Origin of the sequence: Achromobacter sp. ACM02, assembly GCF_014851605.1 — a bacterium.
Lineage (GTDB): Bacteria > Pseudomonadota > Gammaproteobacteria > Burkholderiales > Burkholderiaceae_B > Achromobacter > Achromobacter aegrifaciens.
Genome location: NZ_JACUZY010000005.1, coordinates 454,215 through 473,600, shown reverse-complemented (window position 1 = coordinate 473,600; position 19,386 = coordinate 454,215). Strand labels below are relative to the sequence as shown.

Sequence of the window (19,386 nt, the reverse complement as noted above, 5' to 3'; positions counted from 1 at the left end):
TTCCCCCATGCGCCGCACCGCAACATTCCTGTTGGCCTTGGCCACCAGCGTGGCGGGGATAGTCCATGCCGCGCCGCCGCCCATGCAAACCGTGGAATCGGTGGACCTGAAGCGTTACGCAGGCATGTGGTACGAAATCGCAAATTTCCCCATGTTCTTCCAGCGCGACTGCGTGGGAGACACCACCGCCGAATACACCGCACATGCCGATGGCACGGTCGGCGTGAACAACCGCTGCCGCACCAAGGATGGCGACATCGATTCGGCCTCGGGCACCGCCACCGTGGTGGAAGGCAGCAACAACGCCAAGCTCGAAGTTTCGTTCTTCAAGCCGTTCAAGGGCGATTACTGGGTGATCGGCCTGGACCCCGAATACCGCTGGTCGGTGGTCGGCACCCCGGACCGGAAATACCTGTGGATCCTGTCGCGCTCGCCGCAGTTGCCCAAGGAAGAACTGGACAAGGCCCTGGATGCGGCCAAGGCCCAAGGCTATCAGCTGGATGAATTGCGGTTCACGCCGCAGAAATAAGACGCGCCGCAGCGCTTAGCCGGCGTAGTCCCGCGCCAGCCGCACCACCGTCACGCCCGGCTTCAGCTGGCGCAAGGACGGCATGACCAGCGTGCACTGATCGTACGGCGTCACGATGGGTTGGCCGTCGGCCCAGCCTATCGTCGATCCGGCGTGCTCGAACGTTTCCAACCCGGTCCAGGACTGCGCGAAGCGCAAGTCCATGGATGGCGCGACCACCGCGTCCGTCACTTCCAGCACGCGCTGGTTTTCGGCATCCGGCAACAGCCAGCCCGCCGGCACGTCCGCCGCATCCGCCACGCCCGACTCCAGCAGCATGCGCGCCACCATGTCGCGCGCCACGTCGCGCGCAGCCAGCTCGCCATGGAAACCGCATTCGATCAGCAAGGCGCAGGCGTCTTCTCGGGCGGGATCGCCGAACTGGCCGAAGTCGCGCATGCGCACGCCGTCCTTATGCCCCGCGTCCACGATCACGTGCTGCGGCGCCTTCAGGCGGCGCGCCAGCGCAATGTTGCGCGGCAGGACGCCGGTCAGCAGCAAGGGCGCACCCGGCTCATGCATGGAATGCAGGTCCAGCAGCCAGTCCGCGCGCTCCACCCAGGGACGCAGCTCGGCGCCGCGCCGGCGGTCCGGCGTCGTGGGATTGTCCAGGCGTTCGGCACTCCAGACGCGATTCATGTCTTCGGCGACGAAGCGCGAGGCGTCGTGGTTGGCGTGGTCGAAGCGGTCGAACGCATCCAGATTGCAGAATGCCAGCGTCAGGCTGCCGCGGCGCGGCCGCACGCCCGCCGCCAGCAGGTCCTTCAAGGCCCAGGCGCCGCACAGCTCGTTGCCGTGCACCAGCGCGGACACCATCAACGCGCGCCCCGGAAGGCCTGAATCGAAATGCCACACGCCAGGGGTGCCGGTATTGCCGGCGCGCTCGGCGCTCAGGTCGGGTACGGGAAGCTTGAATTCCATGGATGTCGTCCGCTGCGGTACTAGGGTGTTGCGATGATCCGGTTTCGGATCACTGGGCTTCGATCTTGGCGGCCTTGACCAGCGCGCCGTATTTCCTGGTTTCCTCGGCCTGATAGGCCGCCGGGTCCAGGCCCGGTTGCGACAGCACGCCGCCGGCTTCCTGCATCTTGGCGCGGAACTGCTCCGACTTCAGCGTGTCGGCCAGCGCGCTGCGCAGCTTGGCGGCCACCGGCTCCGGCAAGCCGGCCGGGCCATAGAGCGCGAACCAGACGCTGATGTCCACGGACTCGAACCCCGGGGTTTCCGCCAGGGCCGGCAGGTCCGGCGCCACCGGCGAGCGCTTCTTCTCGGTCACGCCCAGCGCCACGATCTTGTCGGCGCGCACTTGCGGCAGGCCCGAGGACAGCACCAGCATGCCGTAGTCCAGTTGACCGCTCATCAAGTCCGTTACCAGCGGCGCCACGCCGCGGTACGGCACGTGCTCGGCGCGCGTGCCGGTCGACTGGTTGATCATCTCGCCGGCCAGGTGCAGGGTCGTGCCCACGCCGGAAGAACCGTAGTTGAAGCTGCCGGGCGCGGAGGCGCGCAGCTTCTGCAGGTATTCGGCGGCGGTCTTCACGCCGGAATTCTTGCTGGCGGCCAGCAGCATGGGCTGCGAGGCGATCACGCCCAGCGGCGAAAAGTCCTTCACGCTGTCGTACTTGACCGCGTTGTTGATCATGCTGGCGATGACCATCTCATTGGTCGAGCCCAGCAGCAGCGTGTAGCCGTCAGGCGCGGCGCGCGCCACGCGCTGCGCGCCGATGGTGCCGCCGGCGCCGCCCACGTTCTCGACCACCACGCTCTGGCCCAGGCGCTTGGCCAGTTCTTCGCCAAACAGGCGGGCGGTCAGGTCCACGCTGCCGCCCGCCGGGTAGCCGACCACCAGAGAAATGGCGCGTTCGGGATACTCGGCGTGGGCGGAAGGCGCCGCGGCCAGCGCCGAGACGGCACAGATAGCGGCGAGCGCGCCGCGCAATGGATGCAGGACGGATTTCATGTTTTCTCCCTGGGGTGCTGAGGCGGACGGCGGCGCCGTCTCATTTAATGTTTCGGGAGCTATTCTCGGGCGTACACCAGGGATATTTCGTGCTGAATCGACACATGGCCGTGCGGATTCGGCACACGCCGGACGCGCGGCTGACGGATTTCACGCCTTGCGACTGGCGGTCGCTTCCCAGGCCGCTTCGGCCAGGTCCGCCAGGCGCGCCCGCGAACGGTACAGCCGCACCTCGAACGAGATTTCCTCGCTACGGCCGCCCAGGGCTGCCAGCGCGCCGCGGCGGCAGTCCGCCGCCACCATGGACCACGGCAGCCAAGCCACGCCCAGCCCCTTGGCGACCGCGCCATGCGCCGCGTCCAGCGAATCGCTGCGCAAGAATGGCGCCAGGGCGTACGGCGTGGCCTCCAGGCGGTCGCCCACAATGCGTTCCATCGCGAGGCCGCCCGCATAGGTGATCAAGGGCACGGACGGACCGCCTTCCTGCAGCACGTAACGGGGCCGGCCGCGGGAATCCGCCTGGCTGACGGGCACGAGCTTGTCTGTGCCCAGGGTCATGTAACGGTAGCGCCCCGGGCTCAGCTGCACCGACAGGGCCGGATGCTCGTAGCAGCACAGCAGGTCCACCCGGCCCTGCTCCAGCCGCGCCGCCATGTCCTGCATCATGCCGGTGGACAATTCGACCTGCGTGCCCTCGGTCAACACCTTGGGCGTGCGGTGGCGCAGGCGCGCGATCCAGTCGGCCACCAACGTGCGGGCCAGGCTGCGGCCGGTGGCGATGCGCAGCACCGCCTCCCCGCCTGCGCCGAAACTGCGGATGCGATGGCGCACCTGCCCCATCTGCTCCACCACCTGCGTCGCGGTCTTGAGCAAGGCCTCGCCTTCGGCGGTCAGGACCACCGGCAGGCGCTGGCGTTCGATCAACGGCGCGCCGGCCCAGGCCTCCAGCGCGCGGATGCGTCGGCCGAACGCCGGATGAGTGACGTGGCGCAGCTCGGCCGCGCGCACGAAGCTGCCGGTCTGCGCCAGGGCAATCAGGTCTTCAAGGAGTTTCAGGTCGGCCATGGACGTCAAGCTTACGCCATCGGCCGGCCGTTCACTTGGCGCCCAGCCCCATCATCGCCAGGGTGGCGCGGGTCAGATCGCTGTCCGGATTTTCCAGTTCATTGACCAGGTCAAAATGATTGCAGTGCGGCGTCGGAATACGGGTGGAGGCCAGCCCCGCAGCATTCCACGCCGCTTCGTACGCCGCCGTCTGGTTCTTGAAACCCTGCGTCTCCAACCCGCCCACGGCCAGCAGCATCGGGCCTGCACGTTCCGGCAGATGGAAGATCGGGCTTTGGTGCGCGGCCTGCTCTGGCGTCAGCTGCAGCCAGGTGTTGGGCAGGATATCGCACAGCGGCCGCAGATCGAACAGCCCGCTCAATGCCAGCGTGCCCTTGATCACGTCGTCCGGCACGCCGTAGCGTGCCTGCCATTCGGGCGCGACCAGCATGCCGGCCAGATGGCCGCCCGCCGAGCTGCCGCTGACGTAGATCCGTTCAGGGTCCACGCCATAGGCCGCCACGTTGCGGTACAGCCAGGCCACGGCGGAGCGCACTTCGCGTACCACTTCGCCCAGGGTCGCCTCGGGCACCAGCGTGTATTCCAGGGTAGCCACGGCGGCGCCCGCGGCGTTGAAGGCCTCTGCCATCACGGGTGCGTCTTCCTTGCGCTGCGCGCGCCAATAGCCGCCGTGGATGAACACGAACAGCGGCGCCCGCGCCTGCGAGGCGGCGGGCAGGAACAGGTCCAGCCTTTCATCCTGGCCCATGCCGTAGCGCAGGTCCAGCACGCCCGGGCGGCGCGTGCGCACCCGCGCCGAGGACTCGGCATAGCGGCGCACGCAGGCGTCGAAATCCGGCACCGATTCGCGCGCGTTGTATTGCACCTCGCGCTCGGCGATGGTGGGAAAGAAGAGATCGATGTCGCTGTTATGCATGCCTGGCCTGCGATGTTGGCTGCGATTGGGGCTGGGAGATGATGCGTTCGATGAACTGCGCGGTCTTGCGGTAGTGCGCGGCGAGCATGGCGACCGAGCCTTCCACGTCGCGCGAGATGGCGGCGTCCAACAGCTGGCGGTGCTCGTCGTCGACGTTGCGTTCAGGCCCGTAGGCGGTCGCGCCGGCGCGCGCCGGACGGCGGTAGCGCTCGGTCTGCGCGTAGAGCTGGGTGGACAGGTCCAGCAGCCAGTTGGAACGGCACGCGCCGATCAGCGCGTGGTGGAACTCCAGGTGGCGCGCCTCCAGCAGCTCGTCCAATTCTTCCGACGGCTCGGCGGCCTGGTCGGCCCGCTGCGCGGCCAGCGTCAGCGCATGGTACGCGCCGACCAGGCGCGTTTCCCAGGCGTCGTCGGCGTTGGCCAGCGAGCGGCGCAGCGCGTCGCAGTCGATCAGGATGCGGGTTTCACAGGCGTCCCACATTTCTTCGACCGACAAGGGCGCGATGCTGAAGCCGCGCGACGTGGTGCTGATGACCATGCGCTCGCTGCGCAGGCGGTTGAGGGCTTCGCGGATGGGAGAGAAGCTGCTGCCGTAGCGCTGCTTCAGCAATTCCAGCCGCAAGGACTGGCCCGGCGCGAAGGCGCCGCGCATGATGTCGCGCCGAAGCAGGCGGTAAACCTGCTCGGACAGCGTGATTTCCTCTATGCCGGCGCTCCCGTCCGATCCGGGATCGTCCTGGCGGGAAGCTTTTATTCTAGGCTTCAAGATGGTCTCCAGATGTCAGCGGCCGGGGCGCGTATCCGCGCACAGGCGGCTCATTCTACCCGCGCGGCCTGTTCATATGCCCAGGTAGCGCTGCGCCAGCTCGGGCTGGGCGGACAGCTCGGCGGGCTGCCCCGACCAGGCCACCCGGCCCTTGTCCACGATGTAGTGGCGGTCCACCAGCGTCGCCATTTCGGGCAGGTTCTTGTCGATCACCAGGATGGTCTGGCCTTCGGCCTTCAGCGCCCGCAGGCAACGCCAGATCTCCTGGCGGATGAGCGGCGCCAGTCCCTCGGTGGCTTCGTCCAGGATCAGGAGCTTGGGGTTGGTCATGAGGGCGCGCCCCACCACCAGCATCTGCTGTTCGCCGCCCGACAGCGTGCGCGACGACTGCCCGCGGCGCTCTTTCAAACGCGGGAACAGCGTGTAGACCCGCTCCAGATCCCATCCGCCCGGCGCGGCGCGCGAGGTCGCAACCAGGTTTTCCTGCACCGTCAGCGAACCGAACACGCGCCGGCCCTCCGGCACCAGCCCCACGCCCAGCCGCGCCACGCTGCTGGGCGCGGAGCGGCCCAGCGTGCGGCCGCGAAACTGCACCGCGCCGCCGGTGGCGGGCAGCATGCCCATCAGGGTCTTGATCGTGGTGGTCTTGCCCATGCCGTTGCGCCCGATCAGCGAGATCACCTCGCCTTCACTGGCCTCGAACGACATGCCGAACAGGACCTTGCTGGACCCGTAGCCGCCAGTCAGCCCTTCAACCTTCAACATGTTCTTCTCCCAGATACGCCGCGCGCACCTCCGGATGGCGGCGCACCTCCTCTGGCGAACCACTGAACACCACGCGGCCGTAGACCAGCACGCTGATGCGGTCGGCCAGCGCGAAGACCGCGTCCATGTCGTGTTCCACCAGCAGGATGCCGTAGTCGCCCTTCATGCCTTGCAAGAGCCGGGTCATGCGCGCCGATTCCTCCGGCCCCATGCCGGCCATGGGCTCGTCCAGCAGCAACAGCCGCGGCGAACGCGCCAGCGCCACCGCCAGCTCCAGCTGCCGTTTCTCGCCGTGCGCCAGGTCCGCCGAACGCACGTGGCGACGGTCCTCCAGCCCCACGTGCGTCAGCCACTGCATGGCCTCGGCCTTCAACGCCGCGTCATGACGCGGATTGGACCAGGCCTGGAAGGCGCGGCCGCTCTTGAGCATGCGCGACAGGATCACGTTCTCCAGCGCGGTGTACTCCTGGCACAGCTCGGTGATCTGGAACGAGCGGCCCAGCCCCAAGCGGGCGCGCTCGAAGGCGCGCAGCGCGGTCACGTCCTGCCCATCCAAATGGATGGTCCCGGAGTCCGGCCGGATCTCGCCGCAGATCTGCGCGATCAGGGTGGACTTGCCCGCGCCGTTGGGGCCGATGATGGCGTGGATCTCGCCGGCGCGCACGTCCAGGTCCACGCCGTTGGTGGCCACCACCGCGTCGAAAGCCTTGCGCAGCTGCGTCAGGCGCAACAGGCTGGCGCTTGCGTCAGTCGGCATGGCGCGTCTCCAGCAGCTTTCCGAACAGGCCCTTCTGGCCCCACAGCACCACCAGCACCAGGATCGGCCCCATGTACAGCAGCCAGTGCTCGGTCAGGGACGACAACATCTGCTCCAGCCCCAGGAATACCGCCGCGCCCGCGATCGGCCCGAGCAAGGTGCCCACGCCGCCCAGGATGACGATGGCCATGAGTTCGCCGGACTTGGTCCAGGCCGCCATGTCGGGCGTCACCAGCCCGGCATAGTTGGCCCACAGCACGCCGGCCAGCCCCGTGCCCACCGCCGACAGCACGAAGGCGCTGAGCCGGTACGGCGTGGGCGCCACGCCCAGGTTGATGGCGCGCCGCTCGCTCTGGCGCAGCGCCTGCAGCACCATGCCGAAGCGCGAGTTGGTCACGCGGATGCACAGCAGCGTCCAAAGGGTCAGCAGCGCCAGGCACAGGTAGTAGAAAACCATGGGGCTTTCCAGATTGATGCCCGGCAGCTCATTGCGCTGCGGAATCATCAGGCCATCGTCCCCGCCGTAGAACTGCAGCGACACCAGCACGAAGTACACCATCTGGCCGAACGCCAGCGTGATCATGATGAACTGCACGCCGCGCGTGCGCAGCGCCAGATAGCCGAACAGCCAGCCGGCCAACGCGCACACGATGAGCGCTATCGGCCACACCACCAGCGCCGCGTTGCTGCCAGCCCAGCCGAAGATCGGACCGGCTTCCGAAGTATGGAAGGCGATGATGCCGACCGCATAGCCGCCCAGCCCGAAGAACATGGCATGGCCGAAACTGACCATGGCGCCATAACCGATCACCAGGTCCAGGCTGACCGCGGCCAGGCCGTAGATCAGAAAGCGCGTCACCACGCCGATCAGGAACGGCGAACCCGAGGCCAGCGCCGCGGCCGGCAGCAGGATCAGCACCGCCAGGCCGCCCAGCCCCCAGCGGGCGCGGTTCGTAAGTGTGTATGCCATCTTCATCCTCGCGCCGGGAACAGCCCGCCCGGCTTGGCGATCAGCACGATCGCCATCAGTACATAAATGCTTGCCGAAGCCATGCCTGCGGCCAGCGGGTCCGCGGTGGCGGGCGAGAACATCGTCGACAGCAGCTGCGGCAGGAACGCGCGCCCCAGGCTGTCCACCATGCCCACCAGCAAGGCGCCAGCCAGGGCGCCGCGCACCGAACCGACCCCGCCGATCACGATGACCACGAAGGTGGTGATCAGGATGCGTTCGCCCATGCCGATTTCCACCGCCAGCAAGGGCGCGGCCATCACGCCGGCCAGCCCGCACAGCAAGGCGCCCAGGCCAAACACCAGCGTGTAGAGCTTGCGGATGTCTATGCCCAACGCGTCGACCATCTCGCGGTCGTCGGCGCCCGCGCGGATCAGCATGCCGATGCGCGTGCGGTTGACCAGCCACCACAGGCCCACCGCCACCAGCGCGCCAATGGCGATGAACGACAGGCGGATCAGCGGATACTGGAATCCCGGCGCCAACGTCACCGCGCCTTCCAGGAAGCTTGGGATGCCCACCAGCGGCGGACGCCGGCCGAAGATCAGGCTGACCGCTTCGTTCGAGAACAGCAGCAGGCCGAAGGTGGCCAGGACCTGGTACAGGTGATCGCGCTTGTACAGCTTGCGTATCACCACCACTTCGACCGAAATGCCGTACAGGCCCGCCCCCAGCAGCGCCGCCAGCACGCCCGCGAGGAACGAGCCGGTGGTGCCGATGGCGTACGCCGCGCAGTAGGCGCCCACCATGTAGAACGAGCCATGCGTCAGGTTGACCACGCCCATGATGCCGAAGATCAGCGTCAGTCCGGCCGCCAGCATGAACAGCATGGCGCCGAACTGCAGCCCGTTGAGCAGCTGTTCAAACAGGAGCGTCATGACGGCATCTTGCAGAGTTGCGCGTAGGCGTCCTTGTCATCGGACACCAGCTTGCGGACCAGCTTCGGCGACAGGCTGCCGTCGCTGCCTTTCTCGATGCGCATCAGGTACAGATCCTGGATCGGATGCTGGTTGGTGTTCATGCTGAACTTGCCGCGCAGCGACGTGAACTCGGGCTTGCGCAGCGCGGCTCGAAACTCAGCCGCCTTGGACAGGTCGCCGCCGGTAGCCTTCAGGCCCGCGCCAATCAGCTGCGCGGTGTCGTAGGCCTGCATGGCGTAGTCCGTCGGCACACGGCCATAGGCGTCCTTGAACGCTTGCACGAAGGCCTTGGATTGCGCGTTGTCGAAGTCCTGCGACCAGATGCCGGTGATGTAGGCGCCGGCCGACGCGTCACCCGTGGCCTGGATCATGCGCGCATCCATCGAGAAGCTGGGCATCAGCATCGGGATGCTCTTGTTCAGCCCGGCCGCCGCGTACTGCTTGACGAAGTTGATGCCCGTGCCGCCCGGATGGAACTGATAGATGGCGTCGGGCGCCAGCGAACGCAGGCGCGCCAGCTCGACCGAGAAGTCCGACTGGTCGAGCTTGGTGTAGATTTCGGCGACCACTTCGCCCTTGTAGGTGCGCTTGAAGCCTTCGATGGCGTCGCGGCCCGCCTGGTAGTTGGGCGCCAGCAGCACGACCTTCTTGTATCCCAGTTCGTTGGCCGCCACGCCGCCGGCCGTATGGAAGGCGTCGTTCTGGTAGGACGCCACGAAGTAATTGGGATCGCACTTTTCGCCCGCGAAGTTCGACGGGCCGGGATTCAGGCTGACATAGAAGGCGCCGGACTTCACCACGCTGGGCACGACCGCTGCCAGCACGTTGGAGAAGTTCACGCCGGTATAGAGCTTGACGCCCGATTGCAGCAGGCGGTCGGCCGCCTGCTTGGCGTTGGCGGGCTTCAGGCCGTCGTCCTCGATCACCAGCTGCACGGGCACGCCGCCCAGCTTGCCGCCGCCCTGCTTGATGGCCAGGTTGAACGCATCGCGCTCGTCCTCGCCGATGTAGCCCGCTGGCGTGGACAAGGTGGCGATGAAGCCGATCTTGACCGGTTCCGCGGCATGGGCCGCTCCCATGGACGCCGCGGCGCCCAGCGCGACGGACAACGCGCCGCCCAGTATCTGTTTCTTGATCATGTTTTTCCCCTTGGAGACTGCGTTGCCCGCCGCGGCGCGGCCAGGCGTTTTCTAGACCGCCACCACCGGATGGCGCAGCGTGCCGATGCCTTCGACGCAGGCCACCACCACGTCGCCCGGCCACAGCCATTCCTGCGGCTTGCGGCCCGCGCCCACGCCTTCAGGCGTGCCGGTGGCGATGATGTCGCCCGGCTCCAGCGTGATGCCCGCGCTGATGTCCGAGATCAGGAACGGCACCTTGAACAGCATGTGGCGCGTGTTCGAGCCCTGCTTCTTCTCGCCATTGACCGTCAGCCACAGATCCAGCACCTGCGGATCCGGGATCTCGTCGGCGGTCACGATGCACGGGCCGAAGGGCGCATAGGTGTCCTGGCCCTTGGAATAGATCCACTGGCCGGCGCGGCGGCAATCGCGCGCGCTCATATCCAGCATCACGCTGTAGCCGAACACATAGGACAGCGCATCGGCTTCGGCCACGCGCGAGGCGCGGCGGCCCATGATCACGGCCAGCTCCACTTCCCAATCCAGCTGCTGCGTGATCTTGGCGTTGTGCTCGATGGCGTCGCCCGGGCCGATGACGGTGGTGGGCGGCTTGGAGAAGATCACCGGCTGCTTGGGCAGGTCGGCCGAGGTATCCAGCGTACGGCTGGATTCCGCCACGTGCTCCACGTAATTCAGCCCGATGCCGAAGATGTTCTTGCGCGGACGCGGAATCGGCGCCAGCAGCTTGACGTTTTCCTGCGGCAGCGCGCTGCCCACGGGCCAGTTGCCGCGGTAAGACTCCATCAGCTTGCTGGCCTGCGCCACCGCCACGGGGCCCAGGTCGATGAAAGCCAGCATGTCGTCGGGCAGGTCCACGCCGCCTGCGCGGCCCAGCAGGGCCAGGTCAATCACATAGCCTTCGGCCAGCGCGCCCAGGCGGGCAGCGGCGGTGGGATGGGCGCGAAAAGTTACCAAGCGCATAAGAACTCCATAAATTCAGGACGAGTTGAGTCAGGCGCGCGGGCCCGGCCCGCGCGGCGGATGAAAAATTCAAGAGGGATCGGGCAGCGCTAGATCAGCACTTGATGGCCGTCGTTTTCCTTGACCGCTTCTTCGCGGTAAAGCGCCAGCGCGCGCATCACGGGCAGGTCGTTGAAGCTGAACAGGCAGGCGTCGTCGTTCGATGAAAGATTGACGTGTTCATGGATGGCCCACGAGGGCACGCAGAAGATGTCGCGTTCGGTCCAGTCGTAGCGCTTGCCGTCGATGATGGAATAGCCGCTGCCCTTGGCCACCTGGTAGATGAAGCTGCCGGTATGGCGGTGGGCCTTGGTGTGCTCGCCGGGCCGCAGCAGCTGCATGCTGGCGCCGATGGTGGGCATGACCGGGCCGCCCGTGGCCGGGTTGACGTATTCGAGCAGGATGCCGTCGTAGGGGCTGCCGGCGGTAGTGCGCGCATAGCGGCGCAGCGCCTCGTAGGTGGGCTCCCATTCGTACTTGAAGAGCGGCGAATACGGCTTGGTCCAACCGGACACCTGAGGCCTTAGCGCCGGGTTGGCCCAGGCGGCGGTAGTGTCGTCCACCGGATAGGTCACAGTCTGGTTCAGGTCCGGATGCACGGCATAGAAACCGGCCTCCATGGCGTTGACCAGCGGAATGTCCAGGCCGTCCTGCCAGATGCAGGTAGTGCCGTCTTCGGCCACGCCGTGCTCGTGCCAGGTGCCATTGGGCGTCAGCACGAAATCGTTCGCGCCCAGTGTCATCTTGTGGCCGTCGACCACGGTGAAGGCGCCCCGCCCTTCCATGATGAAGCGCAGCGCCGAATGCGAATGCTTGTGGGCGGAAGCCAGTTCGCCCGGCTTCATGACCTGCAGGCCCGAATACAGCCAGCCCACGGCGGCGGCCACGTCGCGCCGGCCCGGGTTGTTCAGGTAGATCACGCGCCGGCCTGCCTCTTCGGGCGAAACCAGCTCGGAAGAACGCAGCACGTGGCCGCGCAGGTCCTGGTAGCGCCACACCACCGGCACCGAGGCCGACCGCGGCGCCCACGGTTCGATCTTGTTCGCCACCGTCCACAGGGCGCCGGTCTCCAGGCGGGCCAGCTCCTGGTAGTAGGCGATGAGCTCGGGCGAGTCGGCCACATTGGCGCGGCCTATGGTGTCCTCGCGGTACGCGTCATAGCGGTTCGCTTCCATCCCTTGCCTCTTTTTATAAAAATTTAAATATTTTCGAAAATAATAGAGGCCGGCGGAAAATCGGGCAATGAATGCGCGCTAGGGGTTTTCCCAGGCTGATTGAAAATTGTTGGCGCGGTGTCAAACAATACTGTACAAAAACACAGTACAACGTGATACATTTCGCTCGCCCAAAAACTGTCGTCCAGGAGAACCCTGTGTCAGAAGCTGCCCATCTCGTTCAGTACATCGTCGTTCCCTACCGCGCCGCCGCCGATGGCGTCGCGCCTGGTGAAATCCGCGCCGCCAGCAGCGAGTTCGGCGCCATCCGCATCGCCAACTCCATGGCCTCCAAGTTCGCCGGCGTTGCCGCCTACGAAGTGCTGGTGGACAAGGAAACCGGCGACATGGAATCGCCGCGCATCCTCGCCCAGATCGGGACCGTACCGGCGTTGGACGATTGAACGCGTATCCGCCGTGCCGGGCCCAATTCGGCCCGGCGACGACGCCTGCTCGTCAACGAGTCAGGTTATGAATTTTCTTTGATTTGAATAAGTATTTTCTAGCTTCATTAACGCAAGGATGTCCGGCAGCATGCGGGGTTGCGCGCAATTCGCCCACCCACTCTTGCCACCAAGAAGCAGCATGATCCGCCGACTCCCCTTGCACGGTTCCGCCATTGCCGGGCTTCTGTTCCTTGCTTGCGCACTGACGCCCGCTGCGCACGCGGCCGAATCCCCCGACTGGCCAAGCAGACCCGTGACGCTGGTGGTGCCTTTCCCCCCCGGCGGCGGCAATGATGCAGTGGCCCGGCAGATCGCCGGCCCGGTGGGCCAGGCACTGGGCCAGCCGCTGGTCATCGAAAACCGGCCGGGCGCGGGAGGCACTATAGGCTCGGCGACCGTCGCCCGGGCACGCCCCGATGGATATACCCTGCTGCTCTGCTCCACCAGCAGCCTGGTCATGGCGACAGCGCTTTATCCCGGCTTGCCGTACCGCGTCGAGGATCTGGCTCCCGTCGTCCACATCGCCGATACGCCGACGATCTGGGTGGCCGATCCGGCCGTATCTGCCAACAATCTCCAGGAATTCATCGCGGCGGCCAAACAGGCGCCCGGCAAATACGGCTACGCCTCGGGCGGCAAGAACACCATGCCCCACCTTGCGGGCCAGACAGTCAGCGCGCGCAATGGCCTGGACATGCTGCATGTGCCCTACCGCGGATCCACGCCGGCTTATGCGGATCTGGCCACGGGGCGCGTGAACGTGATGATGGACAGCATCATTTCAGCGTTGCCCTTTATCGAGTCTGGCCGTGTCAAGGGTTTGGCCGTCAGCACGGACCAACGCCTGCCGCAGATGCCGTCCGTACCGACCTTGGCCGAACAGGGCCTGGACGATTTGGGCTTCGAAGGCTGGGTCGGCATTTGCGCGCCGCGCAACACGCCGCCCGAGATCAGCGCCAAGGTCGCCCGCAGCGCGCAGCTGGCCTTGGCCCAACTCGCGTTGCGGGAAACATTCGCCAGGCAGATTGCGGAACCGGTAGGAGACGGCCCCGAAGCGTTTGCGCAGACGATACAGCGCGATGCCATCGCGTGGCGGCAGATCATCGCGGCGTCCCCCAACGAACCGGACTGAGGGGCAGACAGCGCAGACCGAAGCGCGGCTGCGCTCAGGCGGCAAAAGTTGTCTCGTCCGCCACGCCATCCGAGACCAGCCGCGCTACCTCGCAAATGCAGTCGGCCATGGCTGCGCGCAACGGAATCGCAGGCTGGTCGACATAGGCGGCGAAGTAGGTCTGCTTCGGAAAGGGCCTGGGGAATGGCAGCCGCACCAGCTTTCCCGAATCGAGTTCGCCGCGGATGAGTTCGAGCGGCAGTACCGCGTAGCCCGCACCCGCAACGGCCAGCCGCAGCATGACCGTCAGCGACCTCACGACGATCAACTTGAAGCCTTGCATCTGCGGAGATGAGAAATAGCTGGCAATCGAGGAGTACAGCAGCGAATCCACCGGATAGGACAGCAGAGGCAGCCGCTTCAACTGATTCATCGACGGCTCGACCTCGCCGCGCATCAGGCTCGGGCTGCAGACCCAGACGTAATCCAGCCCCAGCAATTGCCGGTTGACCACCGTCGGCTCTTCGATGCTGCCCAGCAACAGTCCGATGTCGAGCGCCCCCCCAAGCAATTGCTGTCGTATATCCGTACTGGTCAACGATTGCAGGTGCACGGTGACGTTCGGCCATTGTCTGCTCAAGGCGGCGGCCATAGGCTCGAGTATGGCTTCCGCGACGGTTCCGCTCAGGCCGATGCTGATCTGGGTAAGCCGTACGTCCGTGGTCGCGAACCGGCTGGTGAAGGCTCTCGCATGAGCCAGCAGTTCTTCCGCGGGTCCAAGCATTTCAGCGCCGACTGGCGTCAAGCTCAGTTGCTTGCCCTTCTCCCGCACAAAGACCCTCACCCCCAGTTCTTCCTCGAAGGCTGCGATGCGGGCAGAGATGGCCGCCTGGGACGCGTGCAGTTCTTCCGCGGCCAAGGTCATTTTCTTGAGCCTGGCGGCTCGGACAAACGTTTCCAGAAACCGGAGATTCATGCGTGGATATCCTAAGCCTGAGACGCAACCCAAGCCCCCGGCCGGCATCAGGACAATCCGCCAGGAATGGGATAGGCCATCAGAATCAGAATCTGCAGGGAGCTGGGCTTCGTTGTTGCGATGCTGCAATGCATCAAAATGCTGACTGGATTAGCCAGCAAACGCTGATTCCAGAAAAAAATACGGCCGGTCAACCCATTTTTTTCGTGGACCGCAGACGCGGGTGGCGACCTGCGGATCTGAACACAAAGCGGGAGACAAGGCTCCCGCTCATAATCCCAAGCAATTGATTTTAACGAATTTTCCGAGTTTTCCACATAAATGGACCCTATCAGAACTTCGTGTTTTTTTGTGTGCTTCAACCTTGTAAGAGGTTGCCAATCGACGCGGGATCAGGATGCTGGATAATCGAAATATTCCGCGTGTTTCACTGCAACAAAATTAATCCACATTGCCGTCGTCCAGACGGGCGCATACCTGGTCAGATCCAGTACCTGCGGGTAGACAGCCGCGTATGGCGCTGGAACGTCTGCACAGGATCGGTTGTTCAAATTGTGAAGAATCGGCAATAAACAATCGTTGCCTGAATTTGAAATCCGCCACGCGCAGAGGCAATCAAACGTTTCCGATCCAGCGCCTGCCATCGTCCGCCCGCGTTCTGCCAGGCAGTGAAGATCCAGTTAAGTCAGCGCGATGCCGCCGTCGACGCGCAGATTGACCCCGGTAATGAACCCGCCGTCGTCCGAAGCGAGAAACAATGCGGCGCGCGCCAATTCCGCAGATTGCGCCAGCCGCCCAAGCGGAATCAATGAGGCCATGCCCTGTTCGAATGCGGGCCGATGCGCCGCGCCCACGCCCAGCTTTTCCAGAATGGGCGTATCCGTAGGACCGGGGCTCAATACGTTGAAACGAATCTTGCGCGACTTGAATTCCAGCGCCCAGGCGCGCGCAAACGCCTCGATGGCGGCTTTGGAGCCGGCATAGACCGCATGGTTTTCCAGCACTTTGGCGCTGGCGATGGAGCCAGTGATGATGATGGAACCACCGTCGCGCACCAGCGGCAGGACCTTGGTGACGCCGAAGAACACGGCGCGCGTGTTGGTGTCGAACTGGACGTCATAGCTGTCCACGCTTACCGCGGTCGAAGGCTCGATGTTATTCATGCCGGCGTTGGCCATGTAGATGTCGACGGCGCCGAACCGTTCACGGACTTCTGCCGCCACGCGGTCATGCGTGGCCAGGTCGGCAACGTCCCCAACCATGCCGAAGGCGGACGCTCCAAGTTGCGCCACCGCCGCGTCGACGGCATCTTTCCTGCGCCCGAGGATGGCCACGCGCGCGCCTTCGGCAATGAAGGCCTCGGCCGCGGCATAGCCTATGCCGCTGTTGCCGCCGGTGACGACGGCAGTCTTGCCCAACAGTTTTTTCATGATGATGTTCCTTCGTACAGGTAAGACGCCGGCCGACGCGACAGGCCTCGTCGGCCGGCATCGGCGCGCTTAAAAGTCCCAGATGACCGGCACCCAGCGGAACGCGTCGCCGTCGACCGCCACACGGCCCAGGGACGGGAACGGCAGATGGGCGGCGACCAACAGCCCGCGGTTCTGCGCCAGCTCCTGGAACAGACCGAGGCGGACGCGGGCCGATTCCTCGGGGTCGTGCTCGAAACCGTTTTGCCATTCGGGATGGTCGAACGCGACCGGGAACATGGCGTCGCCAGCAAACGTCAGCCTTTCGTCGCCCGAGATCAGGTCGACCACGCTGTGCCCGGGAGTATGGCCGCCGGTCATGCGCACGATGACGCCCGGCGCCACCTCATGCCGATCGTCGAAGAGGCGCAGCCGGTCGCGGTACTCGTTGTAGAAGCTGGTAGCCGTCGACTTCAATACCGCAGGCACAGGCTTGGGCATGACGGTGTGCGAGAAATCCGGTGAGGTCCAGAATGCCACTTCGGTCGCGGACACGTGGATGCGCACGTCGGGACGCAAGCGCTCCTTGACGTCCGGCACGAGCAGCCCGCCCACGTGGTCCATGTGCATGTGCGTGATGATCACGTCGGTCACGGATTCCAGCGCGATGCCGGCGGACTCCAATCTCTGCGGGAACATCCCGGCGCGCGGAAAGCCCGCGAACTGCCCGCCCAGCCCCGCATCGATGAGGATGGTCTGGTCGCCGCTGCGGGCCACCATCACGTTCAGCGGCCAGTCGAACGCGTCCGGAGGCATGAACATGTGTTCCAGCCAGGCAGCGAGATCGGCAGGATCGGCATTGGTGGCCATGGTCGAAGTCGGCAGCGGCAGCACGCCGTCGCTCACGACCAGGGCGTCGATGTCGCCGATCTGCAGCGCGTAGCGCGACGGGACCAGGTCGAGGGATTCGGTGTTTTCAATGGCAAACATGGCGGTATCTCCAGGTAGGTGCGCCGTTCAGGCGGTGGCGCGGATGAAGGCGAGCAGGTCGTCGTTGATGCGGTCCTGCATGGTGGCGGTCAGGCCATGCGGCGCGCCGGGGTAATAGATTTCCCTGGCGTTCTTGACCAGGCGCGCGGCCTTCTTCGCCGAGTCGTGCACCGGCACGATCTGATCGTCTTCGCCGTGCATGAACAGGGTCGGGACGTCGATCTTCTTCAGGTCCTCGGTGAAGTCGGTCTCGGAAAACGCCTTGACGCATTCGTAGGCGTTCTTCTGGCCGCTTTGCATGCTCCACAACCAGAACTGGTCCAGCATGCCTTGCGAGACCTTGGCATCGGGGCGATTGGCGCCGTAGAACGGAACCGCCAGCTCCTTGTAGAACTGTGAGCGGTCTCCCGCCACGCCCGCGCGGATGCCGTCGAAGACCTCGACAGGCAGGCCTTCGGGATTGGCAGCGGACTTCAACATCACCGGCGGCACCGCGCCGATAAGCACCGCGCGGGCCACGCGCTTGCTGCCGTGGCGGCCGATATAGCGCGCCACTTCGCCGCCGCCGGTGGAATGGCCAACCATGGTGATGTTCTTCAGATCGAGCGCCTCGATCAACTGCGCCAGGTCATCGGCATAGCCGTTCATGTCGTTGCCGGCAGACGGCTGCGAAGAACGGCCATGGCCGCGCCGATCATGCGCGATGACGCGAAAGCCATTGCGCGCCAGGTAGTGCATCTGCCCGTCCCAGGCATCCGCGTTCAGCGGCCAGCCATGCGAAAAGGTGACCACGGGGCCCTGGCCCCAATCCTTGAAGTAGATCTGCGTACCGTCGTTGGTGGTGAAGGTATTGCGGGTCATGGTCGTGCTCCGGTTGGATTGCGCGTTGCTCTGCGCGGCTGCTTCGGCGCGGATGGCGAATGCCCCCGTCGCCAGGACGGCGCTGCCGGCAAGAAGACTGCGGCGGGCCGGGTTGTGCGAGTCGTTCATGGGAACTCCTGTTTCGGCAAAGTGAGTGAGGGCATGGTAGGTATGCGGTCTGGTCCGCGGTAGGCACGCGGCGGGAAGCACGCTGTTGCGCGACGGGCACCAATGCGCCGCGGCATGGACATGACGCGCGCCACACAGGCCCACGTCACGCGGGCCGCACTTATTCGGAAGGAGAAACGATGATTGGTGTCGCGCCGGCAACACCATGCGTCCTTGCATGGCCCTACCGCGTCACGCGCGACGCTCTTAGGATGAGCGCACCCACACACACCAGACGCGCCGCTGCGCGCCGACCGGGGGGCCGACATCATGCATCTGGGAAAATCCTATCGCCTGGGCGAGTTCATCATCTGGACCCGCAGGAAGATCTACGTCCTGCTGGCGCTGGGCTTCGCGCCAGTGCTGCTCCATCAGCTGGCTGGCCTGAAATGGCTGACCTTGCCCTTGTCGGTGGTTTCGCTACTGGGCACCGCCACCACCTTTGTCGTCGGCTTCAAGAACGTGCAGACCTACGCGCGCACGGTCGAAGCGCAGAAGGTCTGGATGAGCATTGTCAGCGCCAGCCGCTACTGGGGCGTGATCAGCCGCAACTACGTCGGCGACGCCGAACGCGGCACGGCCTTGGTGCAGCGGCATCTGGCTTGGTTGACGGCGTTGCGCTACCAGCTGCGCGAGGCCCGCGTATGGGAGACCGTCGGCAACCGTCCCAATGCCGAATACCGCAGGCAGTACGTGATCCCGGAACGCGCCGAGCCCCTGGAGTCCGCGCTTTCCCGCTACCTGCCGGCACAGGACATTGCCGGTTTGATGCAGACGGATGACAAGGCCGCGCAAATGCTGGCAATGCAAGGCCGGGCGGTCCGCGGACTGCTGGATGCAGGCGCCATCACCGCGGCGGAATACGCCGAGCTCAACAGCCGCATCCGGGAACTGCTGGATCTGCAGGGACAGGCCGAGCGCATCAAGAATTTTCCGTATCCACGCCAGTACGCCATCATCAACACCTTGTTCGTGCGCTCTTTCTGCGTGGCGCTGCCGTTCGGACTGACGGGCCAATTCGCCCAGCTGGGCCAGGATATCGGCGGCTACATGCAAGGCCAGATGGCGTGGCTGGCGGTGCCGTTCAGCGTAATCATCTCGTGGATCTACACCTCGCTCGAGCAGGTGGGCGAAAGCACGGAGAATCCCTTCGAGGGCAGCGCCAACGACGTACCCATCAGCCGCCTGAGCGTCATGATCGAAAGGGATCTGAAGCAGATGGCAGGCAGCGCCAACCTGCCCGCGCTGCCTGCCTCGGTGATCGCGCTGTAGCGCGCGCGGCACGCGGCGCGCCCCTCCGCCCGGGACTGGCTGGCAGAGGCTTGCGCAGCTTGTCCTGCCCGG

Annotated in this window: 20 protein-coding genes; 4 read left to right on the top strand and 16 right to left on the bottom strand. The window is 65.5% G+C overall.

Features of this window, described 5'->3' with window-relative positions:
• The first annotated feature begins 7 nt into the window (after positions 1–7).
• Positions 8–529 carry a lipocalin family protein gene (locus tag IB258_RS18175; RefSeq protein ID WP_054455046.1) on the top strand — a complete coding sequence of 174 codons (522 nt, stop codon included), beginning with the start codon at positions 8–10 and terminating at the stop codon, positions 527–529.
• 15 nt (positions 530–544) lie between these two features.
• Here the strand turns inward: IB258_RS18175 and IB258_RS18170 are convergent, their stop codons facing one another.
• From IB258_RS18170 to IB258_RS18115, 12 genes are all read right to left on the bottom strand, one after another.
• Positions 545–1,489: a succinylglutamate desuccinylase/aspartoacylase family protein gene (locus tag IB258_RS18170; protein WP_192330459.1), complete on the bottom strand. Its 945-nt coding sequence runs from the start codon at positions 1,487–1,489 to the stop codon at positions 545–547.
• A 49-nt stretch (positions 1,490–1,538) separates the two neighbouring features.
• Positions 1,539–2,528, bottom strand: a complete 990-nt coding sequence (locus tag IB258_RS18165; RefSeq protein WP_054455051.1) for a tripartite tricarboxylate transporter substrate binding protein — start codon at positions 2,526–2,528, stop codon at positions 1,539–1,541.
• A 150-nt stretch (positions 2,529–2,678) separates the two neighbouring features.
• Positions 2,679–3,593: a LysR family transcriptional regulator gene (locus IB258_RS18160; protein WP_013391216.1), complete on the bottom strand. Its 915-nt coding sequence runs from the start codon at positions 3,591–3,593 to the stop codon at positions 2,679–2,681.
• Positions 3,594–3,624: 31 nt separating this feature from the next.
• A complete protein-coding gene (locus tag IB258_RS18155) occupies positions 3,625–4,509 on the bottom strand; it encodes an alpha/beta hydrolase (RefSeq protein WP_054455052.1) in 885 nt (294 codons plus the stop codon).
• Positions 4,502–5,275, bottom strand: a complete 774-nt coding sequence (locus IB258_RS18150; protein ID WP_119452167.1) for a GntR family transcriptional regulator — start codon at positions 5,273–5,275, stop codon at positions 4,502–4,504. The genes IB258_RS18155 and IB258_RS18150 overlap by 8 nt, the downstream gene beginning before the upstream one ends.
• A 72-nt stretch (positions 5,276–5,347) precedes the next feature.
• Positions 5,348–6,040 (bottom strand): ABC transporter ATP-binding protein, encoded by a 693-nt coding sequence (locus IB258_RS18145; protein ID WP_054455055.1) that lies wholly within the window; start codon positions 6,038–6,040, stop codon positions 5,348–5,350.
• Complete coding sequence (locus IB258_RS18140) at positions 6,027–6,797, bottom strand: ABC transporter ATP-binding protein (RefSeq protein WP_192352980.1); 771 nt, start codon at positions 6,795–6,797, stop codon at positions 6,027–6,029. The genes IB258_RS18145 and IB258_RS18140 overlap by 14 nt, the downstream gene beginning before the upstream one ends.
• Positions 6,787–7,773: a branched-chain amino acid ABC transporter permease gene (locus IB258_RS18135; RefSeq protein ID WP_054455058.1), complete on the bottom strand. Its 987-nt coding sequence runs from the start codon at positions 7,771–7,773 to the stop codon at positions 6,787–6,789. Before IB258_RS18135 ends, IB258_RS18140 begins: the two co-directional genes overlap by 11 nt.
• Positions 7,770–8,684: a branched-chain amino acid ABC transporter permease gene (locus tag IB258_RS18130; RefSeq protein WP_054455060.1), complete on the bottom strand. Its 915-nt coding sequence runs from the start codon at positions 8,682–8,684 to the stop codon at positions 7,770–7,772. The genes IB258_RS18135 and IB258_RS18130 overlap by 4 nt, the downstream gene beginning before the upstream one ends.
• On the bottom strand, positions 8,681–9,865 hold the full coding sequence (locus IB258_RS18125) for an ABC transporter substrate-binding protein (RefSeq protein ID WP_054455062.1): 1,185 nt from the start codon (positions 9,863–9,865) through the stop codon (positions 8,681–8,683). The genes IB258_RS18130 and IB258_RS18125 overlap by 4 nt, the downstream gene beginning before the upstream one ends.
• 51 nt (positions 9,866–9,916) lie before the next feature.
• Entirely contained in the window at positions 9,917–10,828 is a 912-nt protein-coding gene (locus IB258_RS18120; protein ID WP_192330467.1) for a fumarylacetoacetate hydrolase family protein, read from the bottom strand.
• 89 nt (positions 10,829–10,917) lie between these two features.
• On the bottom strand, positions 10,918–12,042 hold the full coding sequence (locus IB258_RS18115) for a cupin domain-containing protein (RefSeq protein ID WP_054455064.1): 1,125 nt from the start codon (positions 12,040–12,042) through the stop codon (positions 10,918–10,920).
• A 197-nt stretch (positions 12,043–12,239) separates the two neighbouring features.
• Between IB258_RS18115 and IB258_RS18110 the strand changes: the two genes are divergently transcribed.
• Together IB258_RS18110 and IB258_RS18105 are read left to right on the top strand one after the other, a co-directional pair.
• Entirely contained in the window at positions 12,240–12,485 is a 246-nt protein-coding gene (locus IB258_RS18110; RefSeq protein ID WP_054455066.1) for a hypothetical protein, read from the top strand.
• A gap of 181 nt (positions 12,486–12,666) precedes the next feature.
• Positions 12,667–13,659, top strand: coding sequence for a tripartite tricarboxylate transporter substrate binding protein (locus IB258_RS18105; protein ID WP_225590432.1), 993 nt, complete (start codon positions 12,667–12,669; stop codon positions 13,657–13,659).
• 34 nt (positions 13,660–13,693) lie between these two features.
• Here the strand turns inward: IB258_RS18105 and IB258_RS18100 are convergent, their stop codons facing one another.
• The 4 genes from IB258_RS18100 to IB258_RS18085 form a co-directional block, all read right to left on the bottom strand.
• On the bottom strand, positions 13,694–14,614 hold the full coding sequence (locus tag IB258_RS18100) for a LysR family transcriptional regulator (RefSeq protein WP_166738350.1): 921 nt from the start codon (positions 14,612–14,614) through the stop codon (positions 13,694–13,696).
• A gap of 680 nt (positions 14,615–15,294) precedes the next feature.
• Positions 15,295–16,044 (bottom strand): SDR family NAD(P)-dependent oxidoreductase, encoded by a 750-nt coding sequence (locus tag IB258_RS18095; protein WP_054455070.1) that lies wholly within the window; start codon positions 16,042–16,044, stop codon positions 15,295–15,297.
• Positions 16,045–16,113: 69 nt separating this feature from the next.
• Positions 16,114–17,013, bottom strand: coding sequence for an MBL fold metallo-hydrolase (locus tag IB258_RS18090; protein WP_192352979.1), 900 nt, complete (start codon positions 17,011–17,013; stop codon positions 16,114–16,116).
• Between the two features lie 27 nt (positions 17,014–17,040).
• The gene (locus IB258_RS18085) at positions 17,041–17,874 is read right to left on the bottom strand and encodes an alpha/beta fold hydrolase (RefSeq protein WP_217481772.1); all 834 of its coding nucleotides are present in this window, start codon (positions 17,872–17,874) and stop codon (positions 17,041–17,043) included.
• Positions 17,875–18,312: 438 nt separating this feature from the next.
• On the opposite strand from IB258_RS18085, the gene IB258_RS18080 reads away from it, so the two are divergent.
• Positions 18,313–19,314 (top strand): bestrophin family protein, encoded by a 1,002-nt coding sequence (locus tag IB258_RS18080; RefSeq protein WP_175161160.1) that lies wholly within the window; start codon positions 18,313–18,315, stop codon positions 19,312–19,314.
• Positions 19,315–19,386: the final 72 nt, after the last annotated feature.

Bases quoted from the DNA above. Each gene is read 5' to 3' on its own strand.
- IB258_RS18175 (WP_054455046.1), top strand. From the start codon at position 8: ATGCGCCGCACCGCAACATTCCTGTTGGCCTTGGCCACCAGCGTGGCG.
- IB258_RS18165 (WP_054455051.1), bottom strand. From the start codon at position 2,528: ATGAAATCCGTCCTGCATCCATTGCGCGGCGCGCTCGCCGCTATCTGT.
- IB258_RS18105 (WP_225590432.1), top strand. From the start codon at position 12,667: ATGATCCGCCGACTCCCCTTGCACGGTTCCGCCATTGCCGGGCTTCTG.
- IB258_RS18085 (WP_217481772.1), bottom strand. From the start codon at position 17,874: ATGACCCGCAATACCTTCACCACCAACGACGGTACGCAGATCTACTTC.
- IB258_RS18130 (WP_054455060.1), bottom strand. From the start codon at position 8,684: ATGACGCTCCTGTTTGAACAGCTGCTCAACGGGCTGCAGTTCGGCGCC.
- IB258_RS18125 (WP_054455062.1), bottom strand. From the start codon at position 9,865: ATGATCAAGAAACAGATACTGGGCGGCGCGTTGTCCGTCGCGCTGGGC.
- IB258_RS18155 (WP_054455052.1), bottom strand. From the start codon at position 4,509: ATGCATAACAGCGACATCGATCTCTTCTTTCCCACCATCGCCGAGCGC.
- IB258_RS18160 (WP_013391216.1), bottom strand. From the start codon at position 3,593: ATGGCCGACCTGAAACTCCTTGAAGACCTGATTGCCCTGGCGCAGACC.
- IB258_RS18145 (WP_054455055.1), bottom strand. From the start codon at position 6,040: ATGTTGAAGGTTGAAGGGCTGACTGGCGGCTACGGGTCCAGCAAGGTC.
- IB258_RS18135 (WP_054455058.1), bottom strand. From the start codon at position 7,773: ATGAAGATGGCATACACACTTACGAACCGCGCCCGCTGGGGGCTGGGC.
- IB258_RS18140 (WP_192352980.1), bottom strand. From the start codon at position 6,797: ATGCCGACTGACGCAAGCGCCAGCCTGTTGCGCCTGACGCAGCTGCGC.
- IB258_RS18115 (WP_054455064.1), bottom strand. From the start codon at position 12,042: ATGGAAGCGAACCGCTATGACGCGTACCGCGAGGACACCATAGGCCGC.
- IB258_RS18090 (WP_192352979.1), bottom strand. From the start codon at position 17,013: ATGTTTGCCATTGAAAACACCGAATCCCTCGACCTGGTCCCGTCGCGC.
- IB258_RS18095 (WP_054455070.1), bottom strand. From the start codon at position 16,044: ATGAAAAAACTGTTGGGCAAGACTGCCGTCGTCACCGGCGGCAACAGC.
- IB258_RS18080 (WP_175161160.1), top strand. From the start codon at position 18,313: ATGCATCTGGGAAAATCCTATCGCCTGGGCGAGTTCATCATCTGGACC.
- IB258_RS18120 (WP_192330467.1), bottom strand. From the start codon at position 10,828: ATGCGCTTGGTAACTTTTCGCGCCCATCCCACCGCCGCTGCCCGCCTG.
- IB258_RS18100 (WP_166738350.1), bottom strand. From the start codon at position 14,614: ATGAATCTCCGGTTTCTGGAAACGTTTGTCCGAGCCGCCAGGCTCAAG.
- IB258_RS18170 (WP_192330459.1), bottom strand. From the start codon at position 1,489: ATGGAATTCAAGCTTCCCGTACCCGACCTGAGCGCCGAGCGCGCCGGC.